This window comes from Polaribacter sp. Hel1_33_78 (genome assembly GCF_900106075.1).
Classification (GTDB): domain Bacteria; phylum Bacteroidota; class Bacteroidia; order Flavobacteriales; family Flavobacteriaceae; genus Polaribacter.
Map to the genome: position 1 here is coordinate 2691928 of NZ_LT629794.1, position 13272 is coordinate 2705199.

9 protein-coding genes and 1 other RNA gene are annotated in these 13272 nt (G+C 30.2%); 6 read left to right on the forward strand and 4 right to left on the reverse strand.

Translation table 11 applies throughout. The annotated features are described in order from the left end of the window. Window positions 1-17 precede the first annotated feature (17 nt). Window positions 18-299, forward strand: coding sequence for a hypothetical protein (locus BLT88_RS11670; RefSeq protein WP_036783539.1), 282 nt, complete (start codon window positions 18-20; stop codon window positions 297-299). On the opposite strand, the gene BLT88_RS11675 is transcribed toward BLT88_RS11670, so the two are convergent. After that, on the reverse strand, window positions 296-1648 hold the full coding sequence (locus BLT88_RS11675; RefSeq protein ID WP_036783531.1) for a UDP-N-acetylmuramate--L-alanine ligase: 1353 nt from the start codon (window positions 1646-1648) through the stop codon (window positions 296-298). The two genes, BLT88_RS11670 and BLT88_RS11675, sit on opposite strands and share 4 nt — an antisense overlap. A gap of 170 nt (window positions 1649-1818) precedes the next feature. On the opposite strand from BLT88_RS11675, the gene BLT88_RS11680 reads away from it, so the two are divergent. Continuing rightward, entirely contained in the window at window positions 1819-7911 is a 6093-nt protein-coding gene (locus BLT88_RS11680; protein WP_091955788.1) for an alpha-2-macroglobulin, read from the forward strand. 91 nt (window positions 7912-8002) lie between these two features. Then, complete coding sequence (locus BLT88_RS11685; RefSeq protein ID WP_091954907.1) at window positions 8003-8446, forward strand: hypothetical protein; 444 nt, start codon at window positions 8003-8005, stop codon at window positions 8444-8446. Window positions 8447-8523: 77 nt separating this feature from the next. On the opposite strand, the gene BLT88_RS11690 is transcribed toward BLT88_RS11685, so the two are convergent. Beyond that, a complete protein-coding gene (locus BLT88_RS11690; protein ID WP_091954909.1) occupies window positions 8524-9528 on the reverse strand; it encodes a M28 family peptidase in 1005 nt (334 codons plus the stop codon). A 167-nt stretch (window positions 9529-9695) separates the two neighbouring features. Here BLT88_RS11690 and kdsA point away from each other — a divergent pair, with 167 nt between their 5' ends. Both kdsA and BLT88_RS11700 read left to right on the forward strand, forming a co-directional pair. After that, window positions 9696-10514: a 3-deoxy-8-phosphooctulonate synthase gene (gene kdsA / locus BLT88_RS11695; protein ID WP_091955790.1), complete on the forward strand. Its 819-nt coding sequence runs from the start codon at window positions 9696-9698 to the stop codon at window positions 10512-10514. 203 nt (window positions 10515-10717) lie between these two features. After that, window positions 10718-11272, forward strand: a complete 555-nt coding sequence (locus BLT88_RS11700; RefSeq protein WP_091954910.1) for a hypothetical protein — start codon at window positions 10718-10720, stop codon at window positions 11270-11272. A gap of 5 nt (window positions 11273-11277) precedes the next feature. Here BLT88_RS11700 and BLT88_RS11705 read toward each other — a convergent pair whose 3' ends face one another. Both BLT88_RS11705 and BLT88_RS11710 read right to left on the reverse strand, forming a co-directional pair. Continuing rightward, a complete protein-coding gene (locus tag BLT88_RS11705) occupies window positions 11278-11499 on the reverse strand; it encodes a DUF3820 family protein (RefSeq protein WP_036783500.1) in 222 nt (73 codons plus the stop codon). Further along, a complete protein-coding gene (locus BLT88_RS11710; protein ID WP_091954911.1) occupies window positions 11499-12704 on the reverse strand; it encodes an NAD(P)-dependent oxidoreductase in 1206 nt (401 codons plus the stop codon). The genes BLT88_RS11705 and BLT88_RS11710 overlap by 1 nt, the downstream gene beginning before the upstream one ends. Window positions 12705-12820: 116 nt before the next feature. Between BLT88_RS11710 and ssrA the strand changes: the two genes are divergently transcribed. Beyond that, window positions 12821-13213, forward strand: a transfer-messenger RNA (tmRNA) gene (gene ssrA / locus BLT88_RS11715). Window positions 13214-13272: the final 59 nt, after the last annotated feature.

Consider the following 13272-nt stretch of genomic DNA (forward strand, 5'->3'; position numbering starts at 1 on the left):
AATGTTTAACTATTTCGTTGGAAGCAAAAAATAGAAAAGAAATTGAAAGAGAATTAAAATCAGGAAATATAGATTGGGATGCTGTTGTAAAAGTAAGTACTGCTCAATATGTATTCCCCGCATTATATTGTAATTTAAATAGAGCAGCTTTTCTACATTATTTACCAGAGGAATTAGTAAATTATATGATTCACAAATCTATGTTGAACAGAGAACATAGAAAATGGTTAATTCTAAGAACAACATATAATGACTTGCATAAAGAAAAACTAGTTCAATTAGGTTTTAAAAAAACCTAAACCAAACGCTTAACTTCTTCAAAATCTAGACCTCCATAATTGCCAGAACTCATTAAAACCACAGCAGATTTTTCTAAGTCCTGTTTCAATAAAAACTGTTTGAATTCTTTCGGATTTGTATAAATAATCAAATCATCTCTTTCAAAAGCACTCGCTATTTGTTGTTCCGTAACCTCTTCTAATTGTTTAATTTTTACAGCATCTGGAGAATAAAAAACAACCGCCTTATCCGCAAAATCTAATGCCCCTTTATATTCTGATAAAAATTCAGCATTTAGGCTAGAATAGGTATGTAATTCTAAACAAGCTAAAACTGTTCTTTCAGAATATTGTTCTTTTACCGCCTTTGTCGTTGCTGCTACTTTACTTGGTGAATGTGCAAAATCCTTAAAAATTACAGTTGACTGGCTTTCTACAATCTTTTCCAAACGCTTACTTGCTCCGTTAAAACTTGCAATAGCCTCATAAAAATCATCTTCATCAATTCCCATGTGCTGGCAGACCCATTTCGCACCTGCTAAATTTTGCAAGTTATGTTTACCAAAAATTTCTAGAGGCAAATCTCCTTCTGAAGTTTCTAGATAGGTAATTCCGTTTTCTATAAAATGATCTGGAGTTTTATATGGATATTTTTTAATATGATTTTCTGAAGATTCAACAACCTCTTTTACCTGTTCATCTTCTATATTGTACACCATACTTCCTCCATTGATCATGGAATCTGTAAAGATTCTAAACTGTTCTACATAATTTTCAAACGTAGGAAACACATTGATATGATCCCAAGCAATACCGCTTAACAAAGCAATATTTGGTTTATACAAGTGAAATTTCGGACGCATGTCAATTGGCGAACTCAAGTATTCATCCCCTTCCAAGACAATAAAATCATTTTCTTCTGTTAAATGAACCATGGTTTCAAAACCTTCTAATTGCGCACCAACCATGTAATCAACTTTTTTATCGTGATAATTTAATACATGTAAAATCATTGAAGTAATCGTAGTTTTTCCGTGAGAGCCACCAATTACAACGCGTGTTTTATCTTTCGATTGTTGATATAAAAATTCTGGATATGAATAAATTTTCAATCCTAATGCTTGGGCTTTTAACAATTCTAGATTGTCCTTCTTTGCATGCATGCCTAAAATAATAACATCTAACTCTGATGAAATCTTCTCTGGAAACCATCCAAATTCTTTAGGAAGTAAACCGTATTTCTCTAATCTAGATTTTGATGGATTATGAATTGCGTCATCACTTCCAGAAACTTGGTATCCTTTTTGGTGTAAAGCAATTGCTAAATTGTGCATTGCACTTCCTCCAATAGCAATAAAATGAATGTTCATATAAAAGAATTATAAAAAGTAAAAATACAAAAGCTTTCTGCAATATTAATTATCTTTAGAACGAAACTCGATTAAAAACTAGGTTTAAGAACTCAAAAGATCTATTTACTAAATATAGCCCGTTTTACAAACGGATGAAAGCGCATTTTGGTAATACAAATCTATTAATTATGAAAAAAATTACAGCAACTTTATTAATGATTATCTTCTTTACTTTAATCATGAATGCACAAAATGATTTTAAAGACCTTTGGCTGAAAGTTGAGCAATTTGAGGCAGATGGTTTACCAAAATCCGCATTACAAATTGTGCAAGAAATCTCTATAAAATCAGATAAAGAAAATAATAATCCCCAAATTATAAAATCACTTTTTTATAAAAGTAAATTTTCTTTAAAACTAGAGGAAGATGCTAAGCTAAGAGTTATAAACAACTTTAAAAAACAAATTTCTATAAGTAAATTCCCAACAAAAAATATTTTACAGAATATTTTAGCAAATCTATATTGGCAATACTTTAAAGAGAATTTATACAAATTCTACAATAGAACAAAAGTCGAATACAAGATTGACTCAGCTGATTTTAGAACTTGGGATATAAATACCTTATTTAAAGAAATTCACACTTATTTTGATACTTCTTTGATGCACCCGGAACAACTTCAGCATATTAAAATTGAAGAATTTGCTGATATTTTACAAATCAATAAAGAATCTAGCATTTATAGACCAACACTCTATGATTTTTTAGCGAATAATGCTTTACAATTTTATAAATCTTCAGAAAATTCAATTACAAAACCGTCTTATAAATTTGTGATAAATAATGCTTCATTTTTAAAGGACGCACATACTTATTCTAAATTAAACATAACTTCAAAAGATAGTCTCTCTTTGCAATTAAACGCACTTAAACTATATCAAAACCTTATTGATTTTCACCTCAAAGAAAATAATAAAAATGCACTTTCAGAAATTGATATCCAAAGATTAAACTTTGTATTCAAACATTCAAATTTCAATGAAAAAGAACCCATCCTACTAAATACTTTACAAACTTCTAAGAAAGAAATTACAAACCATAGCGCTAGTGGTTTATATGCTTTTGAAATTGCGAATTTGTTCAAAAAACAAGCGAACTTAAATACATCTGAAACCAAAAAAACTAGATTTAAAAACGAAAAAGCAATTGTTATTTGTAATGAAGTAATCAATAAGTATCCAAGCAGTTTCGGAGCTAAAAAGTGTCGTATTTTAAAATCTCAAATTGAAGAAAAAACGCTTTTTATAAAAGCTGAAGCATATATACCCATCGGAAAAAATTCGAGAGTATTAATTACTTATAAAAATCTTGATACATTATTTTTTTCGAGCTATAAAATCAATCTAAAACAACAATTAACATTTAATAAATTGTACAAATTAGAAGAGAAAAAAGCTTTTCTAAATAAGCTTGAAAAAAGTAAAACTTGGCAACATCAATTAAGAAATGACCACGATTATTTACAACACACAACAGAAGTAATTGTTCCAAAATTTGACAATGGAATTTATTTAATTCTTGCTTCAGATACTCAAGATTTAAAAAAGAATTCTATGTTTGGGGTCTCTTATATTCAAGCAACTAATTTAAGTTTAGTCGAAAATACTTTTGAAGGAAAGTATAATTATCAAATTGTACACAGAAATACAGGAGAACCCATAAAAAATGCAAACATACATCTTAAAAGTGCCTATAAACAAAAAGGTGTATCAATAGATAAAAAATTAATTACAGACAAAAACGGGTTTGCTTATTTTAAAAGTAAAGATTATTACAGAGATGTTTTAATTTCAGTAACAACGAAGGATGATAGTGCCCATTTCGAAAATCATAATTTATACAATCAAAGTAATCAGAAGAAGCATCATACCGAGGAAATTACATTGGTTAAATCTTTTATTTTTACCGATAGAAGCATTTATAGACCTGGGCAAACGATCTATTTTAAAGCAATTGTAATTAAAAAACAAGGTAACAAATCTGAAGTTTTTAAAAATGAATATGTTGAAGTTATTTTAAAAGATGTAAATAATCAAGAAGTCAAAAAAATAGATTTAAAGCTGAACGAATTTGGATCTGTTGCTGGTGAATTTATAATTCCAAATAATGGCTTAACGGGTGAATACTCAATAACCTCAAAACTACAAAATACAAATTCTGAGGAATTAGGCTTTACCTTTGATAAGTATTTCTTTTCTGTCGAAGAATACAAAAGGCCAAAATTTGAAACTAAATTTAATCCTACAGAAAAAAGTTTTAAAATCAACGATATTATTACGATTAAAGGTTTTGCAAAAACTTTTTCAGGTGCTAATATTACAGATGCAAAAGTGGTATATAGGGTTTATAGAAAAGCACAATATCCAAACTGGTATTCTTGGTACAGACCAAATCCTATAAGTGAAACTCAAGAAATTACAAACGGAGAAAGTAGCACAGATACATCAGGAAATTTTGAAATAAAATTTAAAGCCATTCCTGATGAAAATGTTTTAAAAGAAAATCTCCCCGTTTTTAATTACGAAATCACAGCGAATGTTACAGATATTAATGGAGAGACTAGAAGTGCATCAACTATTGTAAAAGTCGGGTATCACACTTTAATCGCAACTATTTATACACAAGATAAGATTGATAAAAACAAAAAAGAGACCGCTTTAAAAATTGATACTAAAAACTTAAATGATGAGTTTGTAACAGCCAAAGGAAGTATCAAAATTTATAAATTAAAATCACCTAAAAACCCTCTTAGAAAAAGACCTTGGCCTACTCCTGATTATCAAGATATTTCAGAAAATACCTTCAGAACTTTATTTCCACATGACGCCTATACAGATAATGAAAGTGATGAAAATAAATGGAAAAAAGTAGAGCTAGTTTTCAGTATAAACTTTGACACATCAATCTCTAAAGAAATTATTCTAAAAAATACTAAAAACTGGATTTCCGGAAAATACATGGTTGTTTTAAATAGCAAAGATAAGTTTGGCCAAGAAGTAAAAGATGAAAAAAGGTTTACCCTCTTCTCATCAAAAGAGAAAAAAATTCCAGATAACAAATTGTTTTTTATCAATACAAATAAAACGTTTTATGAGATTGGAGATGAAGTAGAATTACAAATTGGTTCTGCTTCAAAAAACATGAGTGTTTTTGTTCAAATTGAGAAAGATCATAAAATTGTAGATACACAAATCATCAAACTAAACAATTGTACAACAACAATTAAAGTTTCTGTGCATAAAGAAGATATTGGCGGATTTGCAATTAAATATCACTTTGTAAATTATAATTATTTTGAAAGTGGAAACGTACTAATTAGTGTTCCTGAAAAACAGGAAAGCATCGAAATTGAAACCAACATTTTTAGAGACAAATTACAACCAGGACAAAAAGAAACTTGGAGTTTTACCGTTAAAAACGACAAAAATGATGCACTTACAGCAGAAGTTTTAGCTTCTATGTACGATGCTTCTTTAGATGAATTTAAAGCGCATAATTGGAAATTCAACCCAATAACTCCCAAAACTAATTATTACTCCTACAATGTTTCTAAAGCAAATACTAGTTTTAAAAACACTCGTTTTAATATCCAAAATAATCAAAGAAAGTATTTTGGACTTCCATCAATCGCAAACGAAAACTATAAATGGTTTGGTTTTAGATTTGCACGAAATAGGAATTTTATGATGAAAAGAATGTCTGGTATTTCCGAAAAAGGAAAAACGGATGAAATTGAAATGGCAGATGGACTAGAGGTTGAAGAACTTGAAGAAATAGCTTTCATGAAAATTGAAGATAATACCAAAGAAAAAATTTCTTTAAAAAAGATACAAATACGAAAGAATTTTAAAGAAACTGCTTTCTTTTTCCCTCAATTAAAAACCGATAAAAATGGAAAAGTAAGTTTTTATTTTGTGATGCCAGAGGCGTTAACAAGATGGAAATTACAATTATTAGCGCATACAACTGATTTAAAATCGTCATCAAAAACATTGCAAACAATCACTCAAAAAGAATTAATGGTGGTTCCCAATGTACCAAGATTCTTGCGTGAAAAAGATACAATTACATTGAGTGCTAAAATCACCAATTTAACCAACAATCAATTAAGTGGTATAGCGAAGCTCCTATTAACAGATGCTATTTCTGGGAAAAAAATAGATATGGAATTTCAAAATACAAATTCCACCAAAAGTTTTATTGTTGATAAAGATGGAAACACAAATGTTTCTTGGCAAATCTCAATTCCTGAAACTGTACAAGCAGTTCAATATAAAATTGTTGCAAATTCGGGTGCTTTTTCCGATGGCGAGCAAAATGTATTGCCCATTTTAACAAACAAAATGTTGGTTACAGAAACACTTCCTATTTGGGTTCGCTCAAATCAAACTAAAACATTTACCCTCGATAAGTTGAAAAAAAATACTTCATCAACTTTAAAGAATCATAAGTTGACCTTAGAAATGTCCTCAAATCCTGTTTGGTATGCAGTTCAATCTTTACCCTATTTAATGGAATATCCTTATGCATGCTCAGAACAAATGTTTTCTAAGTATTATGCAAATACGCTAGCGAGTTTTGTAGCAAATTCCAATCCTAAAATTCAAGCAGTTTTTGATGCTTGGAAAACTTCTGACGCTTTACTATCTAACTTAGAAAAAAATGAGGAATTAAAATCAATCATCATTCAAGAAACCCCTTGGGTAAGAGATGCAGCATCAGAAACTGAACAGAAGAAACGAATTGCGATGTTATTCGATCTATCAAAAATGAAAAATGAGCAAGAAAGAACAATTCATAAATTGCAAGATATTCAGATGGATTCTGGCGGGTTTCCTTGGTTTAAAGGCGGACGATATGAAAGTAAGTTTATCACGCAACATATTGTTACAGGTTTTAGCCATTTACAAAAGTTAGGAATTACTGATTTTAACAAAACAACTAAAAACATCATTGAAAAAGCTCTTGAGTATTTAAACAGCGAATTTTTAGCGGTATATACACAACTATTAAAAAGAGCCTCAGAAATTAAAGAAAGTTCAAAAACAAAAAAGAAAGGAGAAATCGCTTACAAAGAGTTTTTATCAAAAAATAATTTAAATTATTTTTTAATTCAATATTTGTACATGCGAAGTTTTTATGCGAATATTTCATTGGATGATAAAACTCAAGCGGCAGTTGATTATTATCAGAATCAAACTACAAAATATTGGAATGAATTTAATTTATACGCCAAAGGTCAAATCGCGTTGTCACTTTTTAGAAATGAACAAAAAGCAGTTGCTCATAAAATTGTAAAATCATTAAAAGAAAATTCTATCACTTCAGATGAATTAGGAATGTACTGGAAAGAAAATACTGCTGGATTTCTCTACTATCAAGCTCCTGTGGAAACGCAAGCTTTGATGATTGAAACTTTTTCTGAAATCGAGAATGATAAAAAAACCATAGATAATCTAAAAATTTGGTTGTTAAAAAATAAGCAAACCAACAACTGGAAAACCACCAAAGCAACTACGGAAGCTATATATGCCATCTTATTGAACGGCAATGATTGGTTTTCCATTACAGAAATGGTAGATATTAAAGTCGGTAATCAGAAAATAAATACTGCAGAAATGCCAGCTGTAAAACTAGAAGCTGGAACAGGTTACTTTAAAACTTCTTGGAATGGAGATCAAATTAAACCCGATATGGCCGAAGTCACCATCAATAAAAAAGGAACCGGAGTTACTTGGGGAGGTTTGTATTGGCAGTACTTTGAAGATTTAGACAAAATTACCTCTGCAAAAACTCCTTTAAAAATCAATAAAAAATTATTCCTAAAAGTAAATTCTGATGCTGGCAAAGAATTAAAAGAAATCGATAAAAATACGAAGTTGAAAGTAGGTGATTTGATTACTGTCCGAATTGAATTAAGAAGTGATAGAAATATGGAATTTATACATATGAAAGATATGAGAGCTTCTGGTGTTGAACCAATACATGTGTTATCAAAATACAAATGGCAAGACAATTTAGGCTATTATCAAAGCACAAAAGATGCTACAACTAATTTCTTTTTTGATCAATTACCAAAAGGTATTTATGTTTTTGAGTATGATGTAAGCGTAAACAATACTGGCGATTTCAGTAACGGAATTACAACTATACAAAGCATGTATGCGCCAGAATTTAGCAGTCATTCTGAAGGTGTTAGAATTAAAGTATTTAATAATTAGAAAAATATTTTAACAAAACTATAAACGTATTGGTTTCTTTTAGAAAAGCTAATTTTTAAATTTGCATTGATTTTAACTTAAAAAATAAATTATGAAAAAAATATTATTAGGATTTGGCTTTATTTTGGCTACAACATTTTCATCAAACGCTCAAGAAATTTTAGACAATGCAATTGGTTTAAGATTTAGTGGCGGAAATGGTTTGGGTGCTGATATTTCTTATCAAAAGAAACTAGATAACTCTAATCGTTTAGAAGTGAACTTAGGTTTAAGAGACGAATTCAGTAGTTTTAAAGGTACAGGTTTGTATCAATGGGTTTGGAATTTAGAAGATAAATTTAACTGGTATGCAGGTTTTGGTGCAGGTTTTGATTCTGGATATTCTTCTTTATTTGGTGCTGGAATAGTTGGAATTGAATATAATTTTGATGCCCCTATTTTAATTTCTTTAGATTATAGACCAGAAGTTGGTATTACAGGAAATTATGATGGTTTAAATTCTTCTTTAGCATTAGCTATTAGATATCAGTTTTAGGAAATTGTATTCTAGAAAAAGAAAGTCCTCAACATTAATTTGTTGAGGACCTTCATTTTTAATATTTGTTTTAAAGCTTATTTTTTCTCGTTTAAAACTACTCTTGTAGGAGTATCTTTTCCGTTAATAATACTTTCCGTTCCTTTTGCAACCGCCTGAATCGTTTGTGTAATCACGGTCATATTTAAAGTTTCTGCTTCATCAGAAGCTTTATGATAATCTTTATCTACATCAATAGGAGTTGTAGAAAAAGTATGAGAAGGCACTCCGAGACGAGCTAAAGAGGCATTGTCTGATCTAAAAAATAAATTAAAATTTTTATAGGGATCAGGAAATAATTGGTAACCTGTTCCTTTTAAATTCCTTTGAATAATCTTACCAAAATCTGAACGTTCAAAACCTGTTAACCACGCCGTATTTGGCCCAAAACTTGGCACTTTCCCAATCATTTCTAAATTAATTCCTGCTACAAATTTGTTAGCATCAATACCTTTCCCGAAATGAGTAGAACCAATTAAACCCATTTCTTCAGCAGTAAAAGCAACAAAAACAATCGTTCTTTCGTTCCCAACTTTCTTAAAATATTCAGCCAATGCTAAAACTCCTGTAACTCCAGAAGCATCATCATTCGCACCATTGTAAATTTTATCTTCTCCTTTTCCTTTCACTCCTAAATGATCATAATGTGCAGAAACAATTACATATTCATCTTTTTTACTTTTGCCTTCTAAAACTCCTATAATATTGGCACTCGTAATTTCTTCTTTACTACTTCTAGGTTTAAAGTTGAAGGTTTGTCTATAGGTTTCTAAACTTTCAAAAGTGGTTAAACCAATTCTCTTAAACTCATTTTCTATATATTTTGCAGCTTTTTCAATACCTGCGGTTCCTGCTTTCCTACCTTCCATATCGTCAGAAGCAAGAGTATATAAATGTTTTTTAACCGTTACTGAATCTATAAAAAATACACTTTCAATTATTTTAGTGTTTACAGAATTTACAATTTGTTCACTGACATTTTTTGAACTGTTACAAGAAATTATAAATGCTAATGCCACTAAAGCGATCGATATTTTTTTCATTTTATTTTCATTTTAAAAATATAAATATAATCAATATAATAGAAAACAATCTTCAAAACACTATTTAGAAAACAACATACCCATCTTCCCGCTCTTAGTTCAGAATCTTAAAACCTATCGCATTATAACACCTAATTTTTATGTATTTTTGTGCAAAATTTTTACAAATGATTTTATCTCAAATTCCAAATATAAAACACACAAACGCTAATAACTTTTTTCTTTTAGCAGGACCCTGCGCAATTGAAGGTGAAGAAATGGCCTTAAGAATTGCTGAAAAAGTAATTACGATTACTGATAAATTAGCCATCCCTTTTATTTTTAAAGGAAGTTTTAAAAAAGCAAACAGAAGCAGAATTGATAGTTTTACAGGAATTGGAGACGAAAAAGCATTAAAAATTTTACGCAAAGTTTCAGAAACTTTTAATGTACCAACGGTAACAGATATTCATGAAGTTTCTGATGCTATTAGAGCAGCGGAATATATAGATGTTTTGCAGATTCCTGCTTTTCTAGTGCGTCAAACGGATTTAGTCGTTGCAGCAGCAAAAACTGGAAAAGTTGTCAATCTAAAGAAAGGACAGTTTATGAGTCCAGGTGCAATGAAACATGCTGTGCAAAAAGTAAAGGATGCGGGTTCTAATAAAGCGTGGATTACAGACAGGGGGACTATGTTTGGCTACCAAGATATGATTGTTGATTTTAGAGGAATTCCTGAAATGCGTGAATTTGCTCCAACAATTTTAGATGTTACACATTCATTGCAACAACCAAATCAAACTGCTGGGGTTACTGGAGGAAGACCAGAAATGATCGAAACGATTGCCAGAGCGGGAATTGTAAATAATGTTGACGGGTTATTTATAGAAACTCATTTCGATCCTGCAAATGCAAAAAGTGATGGTGCAAATATGCTGCATTTAGACAATTTAGAAGGTCTTTTAACTAATTTAGTCGCTATTAGAAAAACGATTAATAATTTATAAATATCGTTTTGTTTATAGAGAAAATAGCATCTATATTTCAGGGTAAAATTAATTTTACCCATCATAATAAAACAACTTCAAAAACATTCCGTTTAGTAAAAATTAATAAAAGCACTAAAATAGATTTAATTTGTTCCGGTTCATTTAGAATGAATTTTTTCGCAGAATTCATTTTTGTATATTAGCCAATAAATACTAGAGATATGCACAATACTTTTCAAATTAATTTCTATTTAAAAGGTTTTACAAGCATTCTTATTGGAGCTTATTTTTTTATTGCAGGATATTTAATAAAAACTATTTTAGTCGGTTTTTTAATTGATGATAATCCCATGGGAACGTTATCTCCAGAAATTATAGAAGCATTAATAATCGCCCTAGTTCTTTTGGTCTTTTTATTTTCGTCCTTAGCCTTGTTTTTTGGCGGAAAAAGAAGTGCTAAAAAATTTCAACACAAGCTTTGGAATAGAGAAACAAAAGTTGCATCTCGAAAATATATCCTCTACATTATAGTTATTTTCACACTATTAATGCTAGTACTGAGTGCTGGTTTAATAGACCACCTCACTCCTATTTTTCTATTTCTTTACGCAGTTTTACTATTTCTATTCAAGAATAAAGAACGAAAAAACCTGTTAATTTTATCTGGTTTAAGTCTGCTTTTAGCAGTTATGTGCATGTTAATACCGGCCTACTGGTATTCCTCTCTTTCTATTCTAGGAATTGCGCATATTGCATATGGTGTTGTTATTAAATAAAAAAATTAAAATTTCCTTCTTATTTCCCTTACAATATCCTCAAGTCCGTTTAATTGGAGCTCATAAACTAAATCCATTTGCTTTCCTAATTTACCCGCAGGAAAACCCTTAGTTTTATACCAAACAATATAATGTTCCGGCAAATCAATCAAAAACCTACCTTTATATTTACCAAAAGGCATTTTCATCTTTGCTAAATCTATGAGAAACTGTTTATCTTGTAACATTATTCTTTTCCATCTACATAATCCTGTAAATATGAAAAACGGTTAGTAAGCTTTCCGTTCTCTGTCATTTTAGCACGTTCTAAAATACCATCTTTGTCATTATTAAAAAAAGCAGGAATTACATTTTCTAAAAATAGTTCGCCAAAACCTTCACTGGCATCTTTGGGTAATTCACAAGGTAAATTATCTACTGCCATTACTACGATAGCGCCTTTATCTTTATAATCTACCTCAGATTCAGTTACGGGGTTGTAACCATAAATAGGTTCTGCAATTGTGGATGCTCTTAATGTTGAAGCCACGGGCCCATCTACATCACAAGAAATATCTGCCACAAATTTTATTTTAAAATCTTTAGATTTTGCATCTTCTCTCGTAAATAGATAGGGTGCTCCATTGCCATAAAAATGACCAGCAATAAAAAAATCAGTTACTTTTGCAAAACCCATAAAATCTGATTCATATTTTTCTGGATGCTTATAAAAATCATAATTATTAATTACTTCCCCGTCCTTGCGTTTGTTATAATCTAAAACATCTACAAGGCAATAAACAGGCTCTTCAAATGAATTATTTAAATAATCATCAACAGAAACTTGTTTAATATGCATTCCATCTAACATTTCTTTAGCACCGTACGCCACTTTTCCGTTTCCTGTTAAAAGAATTTTAATGCTCGGTAAGTTGATTTTATTTAGTGTCGCTATTAGTTCCTTTTGACTGTCTAAAGTTGCTGCTTTTGGCAAATTAAATGTTTCATTTTTTAATCCAAATGCTCTAAAACCATTGTAAGCACCCACGATTCCAGCATAACGTCCAAAACCAATTAAACGCGCACCATTTTCTTTAATGATGGTTTCATGATCAAACAGTTCAATATTTTTCTCTAAAATTGCTGCTAATAACTTTCTATTATAAGGTTGTTTTTTAATCGTATGGCTAAAGAAAAAATATTTTTTATTATCGATTAAAGCCTCAATAGGAACTTCTTTTACCCCAAATAAAACATCACAATCAGAAACATCATTTGTAACTTTCAAGCCCATTTCCTCATAACTTTCATCAGAAAAAACTCGAATATCAGAACTTTCAACATTAATCTCCGAATCTGGAAATTTTTTTTGAAACTCTTTTAACTTTTCTGGAGAAAAAACAACTCTCCTATCTGGTGGATTTTTACGTTCTTTAATAATGCCAAACTTCATAATATATTGTGGTATAATATTTGCTCGAAGATATTAGAATTTAAAGAGATTAGCAACTGATTTTTTTATACTTTTGCAATCTGTATTTTTTTTTATAAGTACATCTTTGACATTTTGGGGACGACTGGTTTTGACAGCAAGGTCAGTGAATTTGTAAGCATATCAAGGAATGAAATTATTCTTGTAAAACTTATTTCAACTTTTTAAACGGCGAAGATAACTACGCTTTAGCTGCTTAATCCGAAATATAGTAGGATTAGCCTCGGCACACAAGGTGTGCAAGCTTTATGTCCATGAAAAGCCTTGGTTTATGGCGCTTCATTTTTGGGCATCGTAAAAATAAACATAGAAAACTTGTAGCTTTGGCAAGTTTTTGAAGCTAAAGAAGATAAGCTAAAAATGGATTGTTCTTAATCAGTTTTTAGACGAAAATTAAATAAGAACTATATATGTAGAAAGCTTTTTGGCTGCTTGTTTGGACCCGAGTTCGATTCTCGGCGTCTCCACCAATAAAAACCCTTAGCTAACTAATTGATATTTAATAAGTTAGTTAAGGGTTTTTAATTTT